Source organism: Occallatibacter riparius, assembly GCF_025264625.1.
Lineage (GTDB): Bacteria > Acidobacteriota > Terriglobia > Terriglobales > Acidobacteriaceae > Telmatobacter > Telmatobacter riparius.
Map to the genome: position 1 here is coordinate 5,919,649 of NZ_CP093313.1, position 19,200 is coordinate 5,938,848.

Consider the following 19,200-nt stretch of genomic DNA (forward strand, 5'->3'; position numbering starts at 1 on the left):
GTTCAGGGTCGCACTTTAATCAGTACGAGTGAGTTTGGTGAAAGGGTCAGGCTCAGCTTGCCATCGTGCAGCGTTGTCTGCTGCGGTGGGGATAGCGAAGATTCACGATTCAACTGCTCAACCTGCGCCGGAGTCGGATCCTCGGGGCTGCCCATCGCCTTGTAATAATGCAGCACATCGCCGTGTTCCTGATCGATGCGCTCAATGCTTAGGTGCGCGTTCGGTGACATATGTGCGAACGTCAGGTCGACGTTGCGTGGGCCGCCTTGCGCATCGGGATCGACGAGATTCCAGAGTGCAATGGCGAGTCCGGCGCCGGGCGTCTTCGTGGCAATCACATTTTTGGATTCATTCGCGATCCGTTGATCGCCGAGATCGTGAAGCAGTCCATACGCGTAGTAACTTGGCTTGTTGATGCCGCCCTTGGCGCGCAATCCAAACATTCCGATGAAAGGCCTGGGAATAGGACCACCCTCTTCGAATACGTCGGAGAAGGTCCACCACGACATCACGTTGACCTGGCCGTCGCACTGGCGAATCGTGTTTGCCAGTCCCGGGCCCACAAAGATGGTGTCGCGAGATTCCTTCATGCCCTGCACGTTCCACTCAGTCCAGAAGAGCGGGAGGTCGGGCGTGCTCGAGTGTTTGATCTCGTCACGGACCTTCTGTACTGCCCGGCAAACGCGCTCGTCCATCGGGATAGCGAGGTCCTTGCCGAAGAGATCGAGTGTGGTGTCATCCGCATATCCGTGAGTGGAGACGAAGTCGACCGGAATATGGTTCTCAGATGTGAACTTGAGGAAATCGCTCACCCACGCGGCTGCCGCCGTGGCCGGACCGCCCACACGTAGTCTCGGATTAACAGCCTTCAGGTCTCTTGCTGTGTGCGCGTAGAGATCGAAGTACGACCGATCTCGCGGAATGCCATTCCAGAAGTCGATGTTGGGCTCGTTCCAGACTTCGAAGTACCACTGCGCCACCTCGTCGACTCCGTAGCGGTCGACCAGGTGCTGCGCGAAGTGCTTCATGAGATCATCCCAGCGTTCCATGCTTTTCGGCGGTGACACATTCTGCTTGTACCAGAACGGATGCAGGGCATCCGGATTGAACGCCAGCTTCTTCGGCATGAAGCTGATCTCGACGAAAGGTCGAACGTCATTCTTCAGGAGGCCGTCGTAGATCTGATCGACGTAAGAGAAGTTGTAGACAGGATTGCCATGCTCGTCCTCGTTGTAAACTCCCACTTCGTCGTGCAGGATAGCGTGGAATCGAACATATTTGAAGTCGGCGACCCTTTTCACGGCGCGCAGATCGTCCCGATAGCTCTCACGAAGAGTGAGGATTGCGCGGCCGGATCCGAACATCTGCTCCCAGAAGTGCGGGAATGGAGTAGTCGCCGCCTGCGAATCGATGGTAATGCTTTCTCGTGCCTGCGCACCTATTGCTTGCGAAGGCAGGCAAAACACGAGGGTCATAACTGCAGCTCGCCAGCGCGTCATTAGGGCTTCTCCTGTTCAACACGAGTCTACTCGCTTCTACAAATGCTATCCGGACAAGCTATCTCGGCCATTTCCAACTCTATCGGCATTCTGCTAGCGTGAGAAGGTTGCGATCCGAGGGACTTAAGCATGTCCGAAAACGAAATCGAAACAACGAACCGCAGCCATCCACCCGCTGTGATCGCCGGCTTCTCCGCCTGGCTGCTCGACGCGTTCGATTTCTTTTTGGTCACGTTCTGCCTCACCGCGATGGCGCACGATTTCGGCAAGACTGTCCCACAGATGTCGTGGGTGATTGCGATGACCATGATCCTGCGGCCGGTTGGAGGAGCCCTCTTCGGCCTGCTCGCGGACAGGTATGGCCGCCGCATTCCGCTCATGATCAACATGGGCTTTTTCGCCGTCGCGGGCGTGCTTACGGGCATTGTGCCCAACTACACCGCACTCCTCATTGTGCGGGGCCTGTTCGGCATCGTTATGGGCGGCACCTGGGGCGTGGGCGCCTCGCTCGCCATGGAAGGCGCACCGACTCATCGGCGCGGTCTGCTATCAGGCCTGCTGCAAGAGGGCTACGCTGCGGGGAACGTGCTCGCCGCTGGCTTTTACTTCTTCTGCTTTCACAGCCTCGGCTGGCGCATGCTTTTCATCCTGTCGAGCGTGCCGGCAATTCCGCTTATGCTCTACGTCCTGTTCTTCGTGAAGGAATCCGCGGTCTGGAAGCATTCCAAAACGCCCCGGCTTACGTGGTCAGAGCAGCACCAGGAAGTGCTTCGCCATTGGAGGCTCTTCGTTTACCTGCTCATCTTTATGACGGCTATGCTGTTCGCGTCGCACGGCACGCAGGACTTGTACCCCACCTTCCTCGAGCGCCAGTGGCACTTTGGACCCGAGCGCAAGGCCGCGATTACGGCGATTTCGGCTGTGGGAGCGATTCTCGGTGGGCTAGTATTCGGCTGGTTCTCTGATAGAGCAGGACGCCGCCGCGCCATCATTACCGCGTTTGTGCTGGCTGCACTCGTGATTCCCATCTGGGCTTACGCGCCCAACCAGGCGCTGCTCATCACCGGCGCATTCCTCATGCAGTTCATGGTGCAGGGAGCGTGGGGAGTGATCCCAGCACACCTCTCCGAGCTCTCGCCTGACTCCGTTCGAGCATTATTGCCGGGCTTCGCGTATCAGACTGCGGGCGTCATCGCGAGCGCGGCTCCGCCCATTGAGGCGCTTTACGCGCAGAAGACCAGCTATGGCACAGCGCTCGCGCTCACCGCCATTGTTGTCTTTGTCGTTGCTTCGGTCATGGCGTGGCTCGGGAAGGAGCGCCACGGGCAGCGCTTCGGCGCGGCCTAGCTGGTCTTTCGCTTGCGCGCCGCGCTCTTCGCCTGCCGTGACAGCGCCTCGTGACTCACCGTCGACTTCGGCTCGCGCTTCAAGACCTTCTCACGCGCACGGCTCCGAGCGTTGCTCTTCTCCCTGGTTTCGGGATCTTTCTGGCCCTTCTCATAATCGCGCTCGGCTTTTTGCCGGGTCGATGCGCTCGCCTTGCCCTTCGCAGGCGGTTTCAGCGGAATCCCCGCCCGGCGCGCCTCGCTTAAACCGATGGCTATCGCCTGCTTCGCAGAGCGTGCGCCGTGCTTTCCTTCGCGCACATGCTGAATTTCCTCGTGGACAAACTCGCCCGCTGCGGTTGTGGGAGACTTCCCTTCCCGCAGATCTTCTTTCGCCCGTTCAACTGTCTCCTTCTCCGGCATGGTGTACTCCCTCCGTCGACCCTGTGGTCAATGCTTCTTGAAGTACTGGACCTCGCGTTCGTGCTGCCGCGCCTTTTCAAGGCTCGAGAACGTGCCGAGGTTACGGCGCTTGCCGGTCGAGGCGTCCTTCTTCCGGCTGTAGAGGCGATACTCTCCCGATTTGAGTTTCCTGATCATGTTCTGAGTAGATGCGGGGCCGATTTTGGAGATCGCTTCGTCTGCCGGATTCCAGCGACGCCCGGCCCATTCGCCGGCCAGGAGAGTCCATCGGCAACATGGCGCCTTCGGCGTGCATCCCACAACGCGAGGGGAACCCCTGTGGAGGAACGATATGCCGAAAGTCGACACAGTCGATAAGTTGTTCATGAACGAGTTGAAGGATCTGTATTCAGCAGAGAAGCAAATCACGCGGGCATTGCCCAAAATGGCGAAGGCCGCTACGACAGAGGAATTGCGGCAGGCATTCGAGACCCACCTGGAAGAGACGCGGGGCCATATCGAGCGCCTCGACCGGGTGTTTGAGATTCTCGGCGCCAAGGCGAGCGCCAAGACCTGCCAGGGTATGAAGGGTCTCATTGAAGAGGGCGCCGAGATGATTGAAGAGGCGGAAGAAGGCGAGGTTCGCGATGCCGGCCTCATCTCGGCTGCGCAGCGCGTCGAGCATTACGAGATGGCTGCATATGGCACCGTGCGGACGATCGCACAGCAGATGGGCCAGCAAGAAGTGGCGGACCTGCTGCAGCAGACACTGGATGAAGAAGGCAAGACGGACAAACTGCTGACCAAGATCGCCATGCGCGTCAACAAGGAGGCGCAGCGGAAGGCAGCCTGAGGGATGTGACTCGGTTTTCGGTCGTCAGCCTCAGCTGCGGCAAACAGCTGAAGGCTGATGGCTGAGCCGTCTCCTTATACACTTGCAGCATGATCCAGGTCCTTCGTCCCATCCCCGCTGAACAAATCAAGCTCATTGTCTTCGACCTGGATGGTACGCTCATTGATTCTGCGCGCGACCTCTGCAACTCCGTCAATGCTGCGCTGGAGCACATGGGCCGGCCGCACCTGGATGATCACATCATTGCAAGCTTTGTGGGCAATGGCGCCCCCATGCTGGTGAGGCGCTCACTGGCGGTCGAGAACGGCGTCGCGCCCGACGAGATCCATGACGAAGAACTCGCCACGGCATATAACTTCTTCCTCACCCACTACCGTGAGCACAAGCTCGATTTCACTTACGCGTACGAGGGCGTGCTTGATTCGCTAGCCGCGCTCGCCGCGCCGAACGGCGTCGCCAGAAAGCTTGCTGTGCTGACCAACAAGCCTGTACGCCCTGCGCGCGCCATCTGCGAGGGGCTTGGCATGAATTGCTTTTTCCGGATCTATGGCGGGGATAGTTTTCCCCTCAAGAAGCCGGATCCCCTGGGACTTCGCACCATCATGCAGGAGGCCGCCGCGGCACCACACGAGACGCTCATGATCGGGGACAGCAAGGTGGACGTGCTTACCGCGCGCAACGCCGGCGCGTGGAGCCTCGGCTGCCATTTCGGTTTCGGCCCGCAGAACCTGATGGAAGTCCCGCCCGATGTCGTGGTGGATTCGGCAGCCGAGTGGACGGCGGCGCTTGCCGCCGGACATTGAGTCAGGGATGAGCTATTCAGGCCGCAGAACCCGTCGCTCCTGACGGGGGGTCTCCTCGAAGCGCAGAGGCCCAGGTTCATCCAGGCCTTGTATCAGGCGCTCGGAGAAGATCTTCGCGAACGTGTAGATGGCCTGCATGGGGTTGGCACCTACAGATGTAGGGAAGATGCTGCTGTCCATGACGTATAGATTGGGAATCTCCTGCTGAGTCTGCACATTCCACACGCGCTGCCTTGCTGACACTACTGAAGTAGCTGCCGAGCTTCCGCTCTTATTCGAGGCTTGTAAGTGGGCCGAGGTGAGAAGCGTGCGATTCGGAATGAACTGCAGGTTCGTTTCGACCATGTCGGCCTGTTCAATGCTAGTGAGATAGACGCCGGTCATGGGATCGAAATTATCAGCGCCAAGGAAGTTCTCATTCGATGGGATGATGACCTCGTAGGCGCCCGCGAGGAACATCATGCGGATGGCAAGCGCAACGCCCGTGCGGAAGCGCTGTTTGTCTCCCTCGCTCAGCGCATAATCGAGGACCACGGAACCATCTGAATCGAGCCGCACGCGGTTATCGTCAGAGGGGGTGTCGACGAGCATCACGCCGAAGCCGGCTGACTGGTTGAACTGGGTGATGCGATTGTAGACTTGTTCCCCACTGCCAGGAATCAGCAGCGCGCCATAAGCCGGCAGTCCCGACATAGTCTCAAAGATGAAGCCAGGAGCGACTCCGAAGGCGTCGAGGAATGTTGCGCTGTCGAGGCCGTCGAGCAGGTTGATCGTTTCATTGAACCTGCCAATCAGCGGGAACGATGGGTGCATGATCAACCCGCGCCCGATGCGAGGATTGTCCACCGCGGGCGTGTTCTTCGCCGAGTTCAGGAGGATGCGCGCCGAGCCGATGGTTCCTGCCGAGAGAATCACGTTTCGCGCATTGATGGTAACGGTGAACCCCTGCGGGAGACCGAGCTGACAGGGATCGACGATGGTGTTTCCATATGTGGTCCATGGCACATTCGCCACGAGCGACACACCTGATGCACGCACGGAGCCATCGGGGCCATCTGGAGCAAACAAAACATCCTGCACACTCACGTCAGGAATCACTGCCAAGGGATTCTCTGGCACGCCCATCGCTCCAACAATCAACTGCCGCGCCGCATCGCGCTTACAGGTGACCGGCGACGGAGATAGGTCGGACTGAAATCGGTTCAGGTGGTATAGCGATGGATTTACTCCCAACCCAACCGCGCCATCCCAAAGTACGCGGTTGTCTCGATTCAGTTCACACTGGGTTACTTCGCGCGTAGCGATTGCGTTGCGGACCCACTGGTACGCCGCGGCGAGCCGTTCCTGGGTGTAGAAGCGACCATCGATCCATCCCTGGTCGATCCAGTTCGCGATGCGAGCCTGAATGGTCCCTTCGAGGGGTGAAAAGGCAAGGTCGATGTTGACCGTCGTTCCGCCGCCCATGGCCTGCCCACTCCGCACCAGGACTCCGTTGTCAGAAGTGGCAGCGATGTTGTTCTTGTACATCAGTGCGGAGTAACTCATAGTGTCCATCGATCCCCAAACCACGAAGGGCCCCTGCTCGATGAGAACCACCCTCTTGCCGGCCTTCTGTAACTCTGTCGCAACCGTGGCACCGCCGGGCCCGCTGCCGATGACGAGATAGTCGATGACTCCGTCTTTGGCGGATATAGTCTTTGTGGCCGAGTCATAAGTTAACCAGTTCGGACCGATAGCCGGATAATTGAATTTCGAGTAGATGGCAATGTCATCGACAAAGGTCTTCGGGTTGTCGATCGCCGTGAGCGGAACGGCCAGGGGCAGGTCCCAGATACCCGAAAGATAGGCTTCGCGAATCAGCATGGCGAACCTGACCGATTCCGGCCCGCACTCGCCTTCGAAGAGGTATGAGAGCACCTGCGATGCTGCCTCCACCGGCAGGCTGCCGATGCCTCCTGGAGTTGCCAGCCACTGCTGTACCGATGAATTGGTCGAATTCTGCAGACACTGATAGAAAGGGAGGCCCTGCGGCGCCGTCATCCCTTCGAGGACTCTCAGAAAGGTTGACTGGCTGAAGGCTTCCAGCATGCCCGCGCTTACCTGCGTCGCGATCGCCTGAATTTCGGGGAGTATCTGCGGCGGGATGGGAAGTTGTTCAACCGGGAACCAAAGGGTAAAGAGGACTGCATGCGTCTGCGCCACAGGCGCAGGAACTGACGACGTACCCATAAACACCTCATCGGGATAATTTGAGGGTAACAACGTCTGGGGAAAGATGCGGAAAGGAATTCAGGCGAGACTGCAACGAGCTCAAAAGTGCTGTCAGCATACCACCTGAAAGAAGAGTCGGCAATCAGCCCGGCTGTTACCTGTGAATAGAGCATGAACAAGCGGGTGAGTTAGACGTTAGTCAGAGGCCATAGATGAATTTATTTGTCCACACTGCTACGCGGTGTTATGATTCCGTTCTCCCCGGATCCGACCGTTATTCACTCACAGACTATTACTGCATGACTCAGCATTGAGCATCCGAATGGAGAATGCAATGGCTAACGCCTGGCCGGACTCTGCCATAATGATGACGCTTGCCGGAATCGCCTATTCGAGCGATATTCCAGGGCAGCTCAAGAACACCGACTACGCAACCCAGGGCGACTGGTCGGTTGTTTGGGGACCTGTCGACGACTCCTATGGGAATCTGGCGTACGTTGCAGTAAGCGCATCGACGGGGAAGTATGCGTTGGTAGTGCGTGGCAGCGAAACCAGCTTCAGCTGGGACACGCTCTACAACTGGTTCTACAACCTCTACGTGACGTGGCAAAACCCCTGGCCATATTTCCCCACCCAACCTCAGGCCATGCTCTCCTACGGCTCTTGGGTGCAGGCGACGCAACTCACCCTTGCCTCGTGGAACGGCCAAACGCTCGGCCAGTTTCTCACAGAGAGCGTGCCCAAGGACGCTGTTCTGGCTCTGACCGGACACAGCCTGGGAGGCAATCTGGTATCTGTGCTGGCCTCATGGATCTCGTCTCTTCGTGGACCTGACGGCTCGCAACCTGATCCCAACACGGAGGTCTACACCTTCGCGGCGCCGAGCGCTGGAAACGAAGCGTTTGCCATTGGTTTCAATGCGCGTTTTCCGAAGAGCTACCGCTACTGGAACACTCTGGACGCGGTTCCTCACGCGTGGGATCGGCTGCTCGATCTGCTCTCCCTCTATGACAGCATCGGGATCACCACTCCTTCTTGGATTTGGGATGCGGTGGTGGGGCTCGAGACTGCTTTGGTCGCCAGCGAGGTGTACTACGGCTCCTACTATCTGCAGCCAAATGCGAACGGCAATCCGCTCACCGGGAGCCTGATCGAGTTGAACAGTGACTACCTGGCAGAAGTCGCATATCAGCATGGTACAAACGTATACCTCGGGTTGTTGGGCGCGCCACTCCTGAAGCAAAGGATAAACATCCTGGCGGCGGCGGCATTCGAGCCCACCGCGCATCTGCCGCGGCCAAAACCAATTGAGCGCGCAGCCGTACGGGCTTCCACCGCCAAGCCGCTCGCCGGACTGCCGAACCCTGGACTGAGTGGATTCCCCGGGATCAGGACCTTTGCTGGTCATCCCCGAAACCGCTCTGGCTTCTAGCAAGTCTAAAGTCCCGATCTGGGCACAGCTGCGCGCATCCGTTTTGACGGGATGCGCGCAGTGGCGCGTTTGCAAAACTTAACATCCGGCGTAACCTGCCAATTGATAACCTTTACATTGCTGTCATGTTCTTTTGAACCTCTCGTCTGGAGCTGGTAATGCTTCGCTCTCTTGCCCTGGCACTCATCCTCGGGCCCTCGTTCGCCGCGGCACTTAATTCCTCTGCGGCACCTGCACCTGCCGCCCCGGCGCCTATCACCGGTGTTGTCGCAGACCCCTCGGGCGCCATCGTCCCCAATGCCCAGATCGACCTGGTGGAGACCAACGGCAGCGTGGCCGGCAGCTTCCACTCCTCTGGGGACGGGAGCTTCCAGATTCGCGCACCGCACGCGGGCAGCTTTACTCTCGTCGTGTCTGAGCCCGGCTTTGATACGGTGAAGACTCCGGTCGTCGTCGCGACGCCGGCAGCCGTCGCATCCGCTGCCGCGCCGGTTCGACTTAATGCCGCGCCGCTTAAAATCGTGCTACCCATCGCTGCGCTCTCGACCAACGTGCGGGTGAATGCGGACAGCGACGAGGACCTTACCGCCGGCGATGAGAATCACGACGCATCTGTGATGACTGCGGCAGACATCAAGCAGCTTCCAATTTTCGACAACGACCTGCAGGGCGCAATGAGCGCGTTTCTGGACGATTCTGCAACGGCCACGGGCGGCTCGGGTCTGATTGTGGATGGCGTTGAGGCCAATCGCGCCACAGTCTCCCCGTCGGCCGTACAGGAGGTCCGCATCAATCAGGACCCCTACTCCGCGCAGTATTACCGGCCTGGTCGCGGCCAAATGGAGATCATCACCAAGTCTGCGGCCGACGCTTACCACGGCCAGTTCAACTTCCTCTTCCGCGATGCCGCGCTGAACGCGCAGAACGCGCTGGCTCCATCCAAACCGCCGGAGCAGCGGCGCATCTACGAAGGCAGTGCCACCGGGCCGATCTTCTTTGCCCCAAAGAGCAGCTTCCTCGCGTCCTTCAACCGTGCGGAGGAGGATGTCTACTCTGTTGTAAGGGCCATCGGCGTACCCACTCCCGACAACCCTGACGGCTCGCTCGCGGCCAACATTTCGTCCCCCACACGCGATACGGAGTTCAGCGCCCGGGCCGCCCACCAGTTCACGGATCGCCACTCCGCCTACGCGCAGTACAGCTACGAAGACTGGAATGGGAAGAACCAAGGCGTCGGCGGGCTGACTCTTGGGGAAGCTGGGTACAACAACCGCTACCACGAAGATGACCTGATGTTCCACGTCGACTCGACGCTCTCGTCCGAACTGCTGAACCAAGTTTCTGTTGTGGGTGAGCACGCCTTCAGCCATAACCAGAACGTAAACAATGCACCGCGGGTTTATGTGCAGGGCTATTTCACAAGCGGCTCGGCGCAGGCTAACGCGCTCTCCACCGAGTACAATTTTCGGCTCTTCGACGTAGTGCAGTGGAACCGCGGCCGGCACTTCGTGAAGTTGGGCGCCAGCGTTCCACACTTCAGCCGCCGCGCCTATGATGACAACACCAACGAACTCGGCTCCTACACGTTCTCGCCCATTCTCGCGCCCGATGGCGTAACAGTACTGACGAGTGCGCTCTATAACTACGAGAACAACCGCCCGTCCGCTTATTCGCTGGCATCCGGGCAGGTGCACTTCATCTATCACCAGCAGGAGATGGGCGCGTTCATCCAGGATCAGATCAAGGTCTCGTCGCGGCTCTCCATCACGCCCGGGCTGCGCTACGACTGGCAGAATTTCCTGGCCGAGAAGCGGCTTGGCTTCTCGCCGCGCGTATCGTTCGCCTATGTGCTTGATGCGCAGTCGAAGACCGTGCTGCGCGGAGGCGGCGGCATCTACTACGATCGCTTTGGCTCAGGGCCGCTGCTCGATCTGGTCCGGTACGAAGGTGTTAAGCCGCGACGTCACTCTGTGGTCACCTCGCTCGATCCAGCTATGCAGCCGCCCACCGGCTGCATGCCCATCGGCAACTGCGTCAACGTACCCGGACTGCCGGTGGCACGTACAGAGTTGCAGCCGCACGCTCGCATCCCCTACCAGTACAACTACGGTCTCTCGATTGAGCGGCAGCTTGGGGAAAAGGCCACCGGCACCATCAGCACTTACTCCATGCGCGAGATAGGCGCGTTCCGCTCGCTGGATGTCAACGCGCCCACGCCTGCCTCCGGCTACACCGAGCGGCCGGATCCGAATTACGGCCGATTCCGCCAGATGCAGCCGGCGGGCTTCGTCACGGGTTCGGGGCTTGATGTCTCCTATCGCGGCCGGCTGAACAAGTGGTTCACTGGCTGGGGCCGCTACACGTGGTCGCACTACTCATCGAACACCGACGGCATCGGATTCTATCCGCAGAACCAGTACGCGCCGAACGACAACTGGTCGGACGCGAGCTGGGACCGCCGCCATCGCATCGGCATGTATGCCATGTTCCATCCGGACAGCGTCTTCAACCTGGCCACCGGCATCTTCGCCAATACGGGTCGGCCCTATACCGTCACGACGGGCACCGATCCCTACGGCGACTCGCTTTACAATGCACGCCCCGACGGGGTGGCGCGCAACAGCGAGCAGCTCCCTAGCTATGTGGACCTGGACTTGCGCTGGGGTCACGATTTCCCTATCACTGCGGACAAGAGCGACGACGCCCCGCGGGTCGGGCTTTCGGCTGGAGCGTTCAACGTGCTCAACCACCAGAATCCTTCGTGGGTAAACACGGTGGCGTCTTCGCCAGGCTTCGGTGAAGTTACCTCCGTCGCCCCGCCACGCCGGATACAGGTCGGCATGCGCTTTGAATTCTAGAAAGGCGCTTCGGCCCATCAGCGAACCCCTGCGCAGGTGATCTGCGCAGGGGTTCGCTGTCCCTGCTGCCGCGGTTGTTACACTGTCTCCGCCACTCCTGCTGCGGAATTTCGGGAACCAACGCCGCCATTTTGACGTATCAGGAGCAAGGAGGCTGAATGCGCCTACGTTTGCTCGTTCCAATACTGCTCGCTGTCGCAATCGGAGCATCCTCGCCCGCGGCCTTCGCCAACAACGACCGGGTGCAGTTTGGCAGCAACATCCATGTCGCGCCGGGCGAGACGATCCACGACGCCGTCTGCTTCTTCTGCAATGTCGAGAACCGCGGCACAGTCAGCGGCGACATCGTTGTTTTCTTCGGCAGCGTTCATATTGATGGCCAGGCCAATCACGATGTCGTCAACTTCTTCGGCAATGTGACCGCCACGGACGGCTCCAGCATCGGCCAGAATCTTGTGAAGTTTTTCGGCGGTGTGCGCCTCGGCGACAATGTCACGGTCGGCAGGGACATCGTGTGCATGTTCGCCGACTTCCGCGCCGGGGAGAACGTCACCAACGGAGGCGACCGCGTGGTTCAGCCCGCGTGGCTCTTCTGGACCCCGCTGTTCGTGCTCACCCTCATCATCGTTGTCATCGTCCGCGAGATTCGGCACTCCCGCCGGCGCCGGATGTACATGGCGGGCTACCCGATACAGCCGCCGCGGCCATAGCTCTCTTCCTTCCGCCCGGCGGCCGAGTGCCGCCGCGGACCGCCACGATTCCGCAGTTCCTCCTCTTCTTTCTGCCCGCAGAATCCGTTCCTCACTCAGACGCGTTTATCTTGCGGATTTTGAACTCGTTCAAAATATTCTTGACACTGCGGCCAATTCGGCGCATCTTAGCTTTTGAACGCGTTCAACTTCATGCCGAAGGAGAACCCCATGTACGTGGTCGCCTGTTACCTCAGCTACCTGGCACTCAGCATCTGCTTAACCATCTGGGTCGCGCGTACGCTCCACCGCAGCGGACGCATCTTCCTGCTCGACGCACTCCACGGGAACGAACCGCTTGCCGACTCCGTGAATCAGTTGCTCGTCGTTGGCTTCTATCTGATCAACATTGGTTACATCGCGCTCGCGCTGAAGACGCAGGACCCGCTTTCGAACATCCGGCAAGTCATTGAACTCGAAAGCACCAAGATCGGGGTGGTTCTGCTCATCCTTGGCGCAATGCACTTCTTCAACATGTACGTGCTGAGCAGGATGCGCCACCGGGCCTTGCTTCCGGACACTCGCACGACACAGACCGCCTCCTCATGACCGCCATGACGACTCAACCGACCAAATCGGAACAGACCCGCACCCGCATTCTCACGGCCGCGCTCAATGTCTTCCGCGAGCGCGGCTTTGAGGCGGCCACCATGCGCGACATCGCCGCCGAAGCCGGCATGGCCGTGGGTGCTGCTTATTACTATTTCGACTCGAAGGACGCGTTGGTCCTGGCTTTCTATGACCAGGCACAGCAGGAGATCGCGCCGCAGGCCGAACTCATCCTGGCGTCGGCAAAAACACTCGAGCAGCGCTTGCGCGGCATCATTGGCCTGAAGTTCGGCACTTTTGCGCCGAATCGCGAGCTGCTGCGCACTCTCTCTGCGCATGTCGATCCGACGCATCCGCTCTCGCCGTTCGGCCTGCAGACGGTGGCTATCCGGGACGCCGACATCGGCTGGTTCGCGCGCGCCGTAGATGATTCCCGCGTCCATTTGCCGCGCACGATCCTCCCCTATCTACCGCGACTGCTGTGGCTTTATCAAATGGGGCTGATTCTCTTCTGGGTCTACGACCGCTCGCCGAAGCAGTCGCGGACTGGATTGCTGTTCGACCAGTCACTGCGCCTGATCATGATTCTCATCAAACTGGCAGGTCTGCCGATCATGAAGCCGCTGCATCGCCGCGCCGCCGAACTGCTTCGCGTGATCTACGGAGAGGCCTGATGCTGCACACGCGACCACTTCGCATTGTCATCCCCGGAGGCAGCGGCCAGGTGGGCCGCCTTCTCGCATCGCATTTCCAGGAGCGCGGGCATCACGTTGTTGTGCTCACGCGCAGCCCCTTCGCCGACACTTACAACACGGTCCACTGGGACGGCGAGCATGAGGGCCAGTGGATCGAGCACCTGGAACACGCCGACGTGTGCATCAACCTGGCCGGCCGCAGCGTCAATTGCCGCTACACTGCCGAAAATCGTAAGGCAATCTACGACTCACGTATCGATACCACGAACCTGCTTGGCCGTGTGATCTCCACGCTCGCTGATCCGCCTGCACTTTGGCTTAACGCCTCCACCGCTACCATCTACCGCCATTCATACGACAAGCCGATGGACGAGTTCACGGGCGAGATTGGCGGACATCAGATGCTGAAGGAGATCAGTGACGACTCGGATCCGTGGAACTTCTCTATCAAGGTCGCGATGGATTGGGAGAGCGCCTTCTTGTCTGCCTGGACTCCCAGAACCCGTAAGATCGCGCTGCGCAGCGCCGTCGTGATGCGTGCCGCGCCCGGCAATCCCTTTTCCATTTACCTCAATCTTGTGCGCTTGAGCTTAGGTGGCACGCAGGGCAACGGTCGGCAATACGTTTCGTGGATTCACGAAGTCGACTTCGCCCGCGCAGTTGAATTCCTCATTGCGCGCGATGACATCGACGGCATCGTCAACGTTGCGAGCCCCCACCCGCTTCCCAATCGGGAATTCATGGCGGCGCTGCGGGAAGCCTACGGGATGCCTAACGGCATTCCGGCACCCGCGCCGATCCTTGAGATCGCGGCGTTCTTTCATCGCACGGAAACGGAGCTGCTTCTTAAGAGCCGTCGCGTGATCCCGGCGCGACTGCTTGCAGCCGGTTTTGATTTCGAGTTTCCCTACTGGCATGGGGCCGCGGAGGATCTCGTTCGGCGATGGCGGGAGAGAAGATGAAGGACAGGTGAGCAGGGGGACTGGTAGCCAGGTGGTCATGTGATCGGGTGATAGATCTTCACTTGAACACTTGGCCACCTAATCACAATTCACTGCCTGGGCGTAATCTCTGTCACTGGCAGATCCCAGTGCGCCAGCAGGATCTCGAAACGCCTCTGTTCTTCGCGCTTGTAGGTCGCCTGGTCCGGCCACAGTTCCTTGATGAACTGCGCTTCGTCAGGATTTGTCGTGGTGGCCACGGTCGAGTTCTTGAAGCGGATTGTCACGCGATAATCCCAACGGCCATCTTCAGTGGTGTGATAGGCCGGCTGATCGATCTTCACCGAGAGCATGCGTCCGGTGGAGACCATCTTCTTCAGCAGCGGATAGTGATTCTTGAGGAAGAGATCGAGGAACTCCTGCTGATGGCCCCACTGCACCTTGTAGTAGTACTCGACGGTGTAGGGCTGGTCTGGGGAGCCTTGCGGCGGCGCACCCTGGGCGTGCAGCGCACCGCCGGTCAGCAGAGCGGAGAACAAGAGCGGAAGAGCAAGGAGAATGCGACGCATGGAGCCTCCTGGTTAGGTGGCCCCATTGTAACGTCGGCAGATTGTCAAGAGGAGAAGAACAAACCAAAGCAGGACAACAAAAGGCAGAGAGCAAAGCAGGTTGAAAAAGTGCGGCAGACTATAGGTGCTTCTGATGATTTCTGCCTGCCGCCTGGAGGTTCTTGCTGACGGAGGAAAATTGACTGCAACCACGGGTACAACTACCACCTGGAACCTACAACAGAGCCCGGAAACATGGCCCGAACTGCATGACCCGAACTACATGGTCCGTACTACCTAGCCCGAACAAGCTGGCCCAACAACCTGGCCCGAACTACATGGATGACTCACACCGCGATGAATGGGTTGAACAAAGTTGGTTGATTTGGAACGAGTGCAGGCTATTTGCTGCTGGTTTGCTGCTCAATACTTCCGCCTGCACTCGCCCGACTTACTTCCTGCCCGCGCTTGAAACCTATGAACGATGAAGCTTGTTATGCGCCTGCGTAACTTGCCAGGGCCGTGCGATTGGGGATCTCGAGCATCGATCCGCGGAACGAGACCAGGCGGCGATGCTTGAAGGTGCTGAGCGTGCGCGTAACAGTCTCGCGCGATGCGCCGATGAATTCACCGATCTCTTCATGCGTGAGCGAGAAGCGAACGCGCCCGCAGGAACTGGTTGACAGATCGTTCTCGCTCCATTCGAGCAGGAGGCGAGCAAGCTTCTCCGGCGCCGAAGCCGACAGACCGACCGTGCGGAGCTGATGGCAGGCCATCGAAACATTGCGGCTCAACTCTTCGGTCACGTTCATGTAAATCTCGGGGTGGCGCGAGAGGAAGCCCATGAACTCGCGGCGTCCGATCAACGCAACCTTTGCCGGATACAGTGTTTCCGCAGTCACATCATACGGAGCACCTGACAACATCGAAGACAATCCGAGCACGTCGCCCTTGCGCGCAATGCGCAGGCTCAGGCGCCGGCCTTCGCTCGAGTTGATGGAGAGCCGGATTTCGCCGTCGAGCACCACATACAACCCGCGGCCCTCTTCCTTCTCAGCGAACAGTGTGTGATTCGCTGCATAGGAGTGGGGATGTTCCATCGCAGCCCAATCTTCCAGTGCTGTGTTAGACCAGTTCTTGAAGAAATCGCCTGTGTGCTGAACCTTGTTTCTGCAATTCAGTGGGGAATTCTGTGTGGTCGTTTGCATGTTCAAGCCCTCCCGTTCCTATACGCGACATTCGTGTTCTTGATTTCTTCGGCAAGATGATGTGACCAGTCGTTACTCGTGACAAACTCAGCGCTGTTTCTTACAAACATGTCCCGGAGCACCTTCTTGCCGCCGGCATCTGAGTAGGTCAGGTCACGCACATCGAGAGACAACTTCTTTTCGTCAAGTCGAGGTTCAACATCCTTCCACACCTGCTCGAGCTCAGCCACCCATGGACCTGTGAGACGGCCCACCAGCGTAAACCCGATCGACTTGTCGTTTTCCTGAATCGAAATGCGTAACGTAAGCTGGCCCGTCCTTCGCCATCGCCCTACCTATTTGCAGATGGCGTGCCAAACTCGTGCAGATGTTGAGCGCGGGACCGGTCTGCTGATTTCAAAGGGCTTACTGCAGGGTGACGAAGGGAAGTGGCTGTGACGAGGGCGAAGTGACGACGAGTGACGAAGACGACATTTCGTCACCAGACCGAATTTCGTCACTTGGATGAAGGAACAGGGACAAATGGAGAAGGGACAGAGGGACAAGTTAAAGCCCGCAAGACTCAGGGTTGAAATGCGGGGTTGAGGATCAGGTCAGAGGAAGGCCTTCTAGTTTTTCTTTTTCCCTTTTACCTCTGTCCCTTTGTCCCCGCTTTTACAAGTATTCTTTGCGCTCGATACCCAGCTTCTTGAGCTTGGAATTCAATGTCGTTCGTTTGAGGCCCAGGCGGGCGGCTGCACCTTCGGGGCCGCCGATCAGTCCTTTGCACTCGCGCAGCACCTTTAATATATGTTCGCGTTCGGCGGCGTGCAGGGTGGCAGGCTCGCCGGCTTCCTGTTCCTCGCCGTTCTCTTCGTCTTCATCTACCGGGCTCTCCAACTCGGCCAGCGGCACATAGAGGACCGTGCCACGTGTCAGGATCACCGCACGCTCCAGCATGTTCTCGAGCTCGCGAATGTTCCCCGGCCATTTCCAGTGCACCAGCGCATCCATGGTCGCATCTGGAATGGTCTCGATTAGTTTGCCCATGCGGCGGCTGTGCGTCGCCACGAAATGGCGCACCAGCATGGGGATATCGGTGCGCCTCTCCCGGAGTGGCGGCGAGAAGATTGGAAAGACTTTCAGCCTGTAATAGAGGTCGGCGCGGAACGTCTTTTCCTGAACCATTTTCGCCAAGTCGCGATTGGTGGCGGCGATGAGCCGGACGTTCACCGAGATCGCCCTGGTTCCGCCGATGCGTTCGATTTCGCGCTCCTGAAGCGCGCGGAGCAGCTTTGGTTGCAGGTCCAGGGGCATCTCGCCCACTTCATCCAGGAACAGCGTGCCCTCGTGGGCCAGTTCGAGGCGCCCCATCTTGCGCGCAATCGCGCCGGTAAAGGCGCCCTTCTCGTGGCCGAAGAGTTCGCTCTCTAGCAAGCCCGCGGGAATGGCCGCGCAGTTGAGCTTGATAAAGGTGCGATCGCCGCGGTTGCTGAGTCTGTGAATGGCGCGAGCCAGCAACTCCTTGCCAGTGCCGGTCTCGCCCTGGATCAGGACCGTCGCATCCGTGGGAGCCACAGTCTCAATCTGCCGCAGCACCTGCTTGAGGCCGCTGCTCTCACCGACTATGTCATCAAACCGGTTATCGAGGTTGATCTCCTCTTCGAGATACTGCTTCTCCTGGTTCAGGCGATCGCGCAGCTCGGCAACCTGTCTGAATGCGACGGCGTTGTTTACTGCCATCGCCATCTGATCGGCAAACTCGCTCAGCATCTCCGCGTCCTTCATGGTGAACGCGTTCTCGAGCCTGCTCGATACCGCCAGGGCTCCAATTGTCTCTCCGCGATGGACGAGCGGCACCCAGCAGCCGGAGTGCATCCCCACATTGGTCAAGTGGCGCACGCCCTCAGACCGATACGGGGAGTCCTTGAATGATTGGATGATCACCGGCTCGCGGGTGCGGAAGGTTTCGCCGGCCGGAGACCCTTCTATCGGGACCCGAGAGTCGCCCTTGCGCACGCCTCCTTCTCTGGGCCCGAGGAACTGCACGCTCATGGTGGCGCTGTCAGCGTCGTACATTCCCAGCGTTGCTGCATCGTGCGGAATGACCTCCTTGATGCTGGCAGAGAACGCTTCCAGCAGCTTGCGCATATCCATGTTCTCGAGCAGGGCGGCGCTTAACTGCAGCATCACCGCTTCTTCGGCGCGCTTGCGGTCGGTGCGATCGCCTGTGACTTTGGCAAAACCCGTCAACTCGCCGCTGGCATCGTGGATCGCCGTCAGAACACTGTGAGCCCAGAACCGCTCACCGTCTCTGCGGATCCGCCAGCCCTCTTCCTCAAATCGTCCGCGCTCCGCTGCCTGGACAAGCATCAGGTTCGGATGCCCGCGCTCGATGTCAGCCTGTGTGAAGAACCGCGAGAAGTGCTTGCCGAGGATCTCGTCTGAGGCGTACCCGTGAATGCGCTCGCCGCCCGCATTCCAAGTGGCGATGTATCCGTCGCGATCGAGCATGTAGATCGCGTAGTCGTGCACGCTCTCAATGATCGACCGCAGCTGCTGGTCCTGCCGGCGCAATTCTTCCTGGGCCGCGCGCTGTTCGGTCTGGTCGCGCACAAAGCTGAGCACTACCTGGCCGGCCGCAGTGCCAATGGGGCGCAGCATAATATCGACGGGGAATTCGCTACCATCTTTGCGTTGCGCGAAGAGATTCAGGCCCGCTCCCATCTGGCGGGTTCGCGGATGTGCGCTGAAATTGTCACGATGACTTGGGTGGCGTTCGCGGAATCGCTGCGGCACTAGCTTCTCGATCGGCATCCCGATCAGTTCCCCGCGCTCGTAGCCGAACATCTCGAGGGAACGCGGATTCGCTTCGCGAATCAGGCCCCGCGCATCGGTGACAAAGATCGCATCGGGACTGATGGCGAAGTGATTCTCAATCAGAATCTGGGCGAACTCCGCGCGATTGTGCCGCGCCTGGGCTGCCGCGTCCTGCTCCGGGGAATTTGACGGCCGCATGCTTGGGTTTCCTGAAAGCACCTTACGCCTTCGCGCGTGCCATGATCAAACTGCTAACTTGGCAAACTGCCTGGACTCCGCGCGACCTCCCGCACGGTCCTGCAGAACGATTCTAACGCGAAGAGGCTTG

Annotated in this window: 17 protein-coding genes; 9 read left to right on the forward strand and 8 right to left on the reverse strand. The window is 59.2% G+C overall.

Annotation, left to right across the window (positions count from 1 at the left end):
- Positions 1–2 precede the first annotated feature (2 nt).
- A complete protein-coding gene (locus MOP44_RS24220; RefSeq protein ID WP_260792985.1) occupies positions 3–1,499 on the reverse strand; it encodes a GH39 family glycosyl hydrolase in 1,497 nt (498 codons plus the stop codon).
- Positions 1,500–1,628: 129 nt separating this feature from the next.
- On the opposite strand from MOP44_RS24220, the gene MOP44_RS24225 reads away from it, so the two are divergent.
- Positions 1,629–2,846, forward strand: coding sequence for an MFS transporter (locus MOP44_RS24225; protein ID WP_260792986.1), 1,218 nt, complete (start codon positions 1,629–1,631; stop codon positions 2,844–2,846).
- Here MOP44_RS24225 and MOP44_RS24230 read toward each other — a convergent pair.
- Entirely contained in the window at positions 2,843–3,247 is a 405-nt protein-coding gene (locus MOP44_RS24230; protein ID WP_260792987.1) for a DUF6496 domain-containing protein, read from the reverse strand. The genes MOP44_RS24225 and MOP44_RS24230 overlap by 4 nt on opposite strands.
- 27 nt (positions 3,248–3,274) lie before the next feature.
- Entirely contained in the window at positions 3,275–3,424 is a 150-nt protein-coding gene (locus MOP44_RS24235) for a hypothetical protein (RefSeq protein ID WP_260792988.1), read from the reverse strand.
- 154 nt (positions 3,425–3,578) lie between these two features.
- Here MOP44_RS24235 and MOP44_RS24240 point away from each other — a divergent pair, with 154 nt between their 5' ends.
- Positions 3,579–4,079 (forward strand): ferritin-like domain-containing protein, encoded by a 501-nt coding sequence (locus MOP44_RS24240; protein WP_260792989.1) that lies wholly within the window; start codon positions 3,579–3,581, stop codon positions 4,077–4,079.
- An 89-nt stretch (positions 4,080–4,168) separates the two neighbouring features.
- Positions 4,169–4,882, forward strand: a complete 714-nt coding sequence (locus MOP44_RS24245; protein ID WP_260792990.1) for an HAD family hydrolase — start codon at positions 4,169–4,171, stop codon at positions 4,880–4,882.
- 12 nt (positions 4,883–4,894) lie between these two features.
- Here MOP44_RS24245 and MOP44_RS24250 read toward each other — a convergent pair whose 3' ends face one another.
- Positions 4,895–7,111, reverse strand: coding sequence for a GMC oxidoreductase (locus tag MOP44_RS24250; protein ID WP_260792992.1), 2,217 nt, complete (start codon positions 7,109–7,111; stop codon positions 4,895–4,897).
- A 316-nt stretch (positions 7,112–7,427) separates the two neighbouring features.
- Between MOP44_RS24250 and MOP44_RS24255 the strand changes: the two genes are divergently transcribed.
- The 6 genes from MOP44_RS24255 to MOP44_RS24280 all read left to right on the forward strand — a co-directional run bounded on the left by MOP44_RS24255 (position 7,428) and on the right by MOP44_RS24280 (position 14,338).
- On the forward strand, positions 7,428–8,525 hold the full coding sequence (locus tag MOP44_RS24255; protein WP_260792993.1) for a lipase family protein: 1,098 nt from the start codon (positions 7,428–7,430) through the stop codon (positions 8,523–8,525).
- 158 nt (positions 8,526–8,683) lie between these two features.
- Positions 8,684–11,383 carry a TonB-dependent receptor gene (locus tag MOP44_RS24260; RefSeq protein ID WP_260792995.1) on the forward strand — a complete coding sequence of 900 codons (2,700 nt, stop codon included), beginning with the start codon at positions 8,684–8,686 and terminating at the stop codon, positions 11,381–11,383.
- A 158-nt stretch (positions 11,384–11,541) separates the two neighbouring features.
- On the forward strand, positions 11,542–12,093 hold the full coding sequence (locus MOP44_RS24265; RefSeq protein WP_260792996.1) for a hypothetical protein: 552 nt from the start codon (positions 11,542–11,544) through the stop codon (positions 12,091–12,093).
- A gap of 210 nt (positions 12,094–12,303) precedes the next feature.
- Positions 12,304–12,681 carry a hypothetical protein gene (locus MOP44_RS24270; RefSeq protein WP_260792998.1) on the forward strand — a complete coding sequence of 126 codons (378 nt, stop codon included), beginning with the start codon at positions 12,304–12,306 and terminating at the stop codon, positions 12,679–12,681.
- 5 nt (positions 12,682–12,686) lie between these two features.
- On the forward strand, positions 12,687–13,355 hold the full coding sequence (locus MOP44_RS24275; RefSeq protein ID WP_260793000.1) for a TetR/AcrR family transcriptional regulator: 669 nt from the start codon (positions 12,687–12,689) through the stop codon (positions 13,353–13,355).
- Positions 13,355–14,338, forward strand: a complete 984-nt coding sequence (locus MOP44_RS24280) for a TIGR01777 family oxidoreductase (protein WP_260793001.1) — start codon at positions 13,355–13,357, stop codon at positions 14,336–14,338. Before MOP44_RS24275 ends, MOP44_RS24280 begins: the two co-directional genes overlap by 1 nt.
- An 89-nt stretch (positions 14,339–14,427) precedes the next feature.
- Here the strand turns inward: MOP44_RS24280 and MOP44_RS24285 are convergent, their stop codons facing one another.
- From MOP44_RS24285 to MOP44_RS24300, 4 genes are all read right to left on the reverse strand, one after another.
- Complete coding sequence (locus tag MOP44_RS24285) at positions 14,428–14,886, reverse strand: hypothetical protein (RefSeq protein WP_260793003.1); 459 nt, start codon at positions 14,884–14,886, stop codon at positions 14,428–14,430.
- A 473-nt stretch (positions 14,887–15,359) separates the two neighbouring features.
- Positions 15,360–16,073, reverse strand: a complete 714-nt coding sequence (locus tag MOP44_RS24290; RefSeq protein ID WP_260793005.1) for a Crp/Fnr family transcriptional regulator — start codon at positions 16,071–16,073, stop codon at positions 15,360–15,362.
- 2 nt (positions 16,074–16,075) lie between these two features.
- Complete coding sequence (locus MOP44_RS24295; protein ID WP_260793007.1) at positions 16,076–16,303, reverse strand: hypothetical protein; 228 nt, start codon at positions 16,301–16,303, stop codon at positions 16,076–16,078.
- A gap of 424 nt (positions 16,304–16,727) precedes the next feature.
- The gene (locus tag MOP44_RS24300; protein WP_260793009.1) at positions 16,728–19,070 is read right to left on the reverse strand and encodes a sigma 54-interacting transcriptional regulator; all 2,343 of its coding nucleotides are present in this window, start codon (positions 19,068–19,070) and stop codon (positions 16,728–16,730) included.
- Between the last annotated feature and the right edge of the window lie 130 nt (positions 19,071–19,200).

Bases quoted from the DNA above. Each gene is read 5' to 3' on its own strand.
- MOP44_RS24240 (WP_260792989.1), top strand. From the start codon at position 3,579: ATGCCGAAAGTCGACACAGTCGATAAGTTGTTCATGAACGAGTTGAAG.
- MOP44_RS24275 (WP_260793000.1), top strand. From the start codon at position 12,687: ATGACGACTCAACCGACCAAATCGGAACAGACCCGCACCCGCATTCTC.
- MOP44_RS24225 (WP_260792986.1), top strand. From the start codon at position 1,629: ATGTCCGAAAACGAAATCGAAACAACGAACCGCAGCCATCCACCCGCT.
- MOP44_RS24300 (WP_260793009.1), bottom strand. From the start codon at position 19,070: ATGCGGCCGTCAAATTCCCCGGAGCAGGACGCGGCAGCCCAGGCGCGG.
- MOP44_RS24220 (WP_260792985.1), bottom strand. From the start codon at position 1,499: ATGACGCGCTGGCGAGCTGCAGTTATGACCCTCGTGTTTTGCCTGCCT.
- MOP44_RS24290 (WP_260793005.1), bottom strand. From the start codon at position 16,073: ATGCAAACGACCACACAGAATTCCCCACTGAATTGCAGAAACAAGGTT.
- MOP44_RS24265 (WP_260792996.1), top strand. From the start codon at position 11,542: ATGCGCCTACGTTTGCTCGTTCCAATACTGCTCGCTGTCGCAATCGGA.
- MOP44_RS24285 (WP_260793003.1), bottom strand. From the start codon at position 14,886: ATGCGTCGCATTCTCCTTGCTCTTCCGCTCTTGTTCTCCGCTCTGCTG.
- MOP44_RS24250 (WP_260792992.1), bottom strand. From the start codon at position 7,111: ATGGGTACGTCGTCAGTTCCTGCGCCTGTGGCGCAGACGCATGCAGTC.
- MOP44_RS24280 (WP_260793001.1), top strand. From the start codon at position 13,355: ATGCTGCACACGCGACCACTTCGCATTGTCATCCCCGGAGGCAGCGGC.
- MOP44_RS24245 (WP_260792990.1), top strand. From the start codon at position 4,169: ATGATCCAGGTCCTTCGTCCCATCCCCGCTGAACAAATCAAGCTCATT.
- MOP44_RS24255 (WP_260792993.1), top strand. From the start codon at position 7,428: ATGGCTAACGCCTGGCCGGACTCTGCCATAATGATGACGCTTGCCGGA.
- MOP44_RS24270 (WP_260792998.1), top strand. From the start codon at position 12,304: ATGTACGTGGTCGCCTGTTACCTCAGCTACCTGGCACTCAGCATCTGC.
- MOP44_RS24230 (WP_260792987.1), bottom strand. From the start codon at position 3,247: ATGCCGGAGAAGGAGACAGTTGAACGGGCGAAAGAAGATCTGCGGGAA.
- MOP44_RS24260 (WP_260792995.1), top strand. From the start codon at position 8,684: ATGCTTCGCTCTCTTGCCCTGGCACTCATCCTCGGGCCCTCGTTCGCC.
- MOP44_RS24235 (WP_260792988.1), bottom strand. From the start codon at position 3,424: ATGATCAGGAAACTCAAATCGGGAGAGTATCGCCTCTACAGCCGGAAG.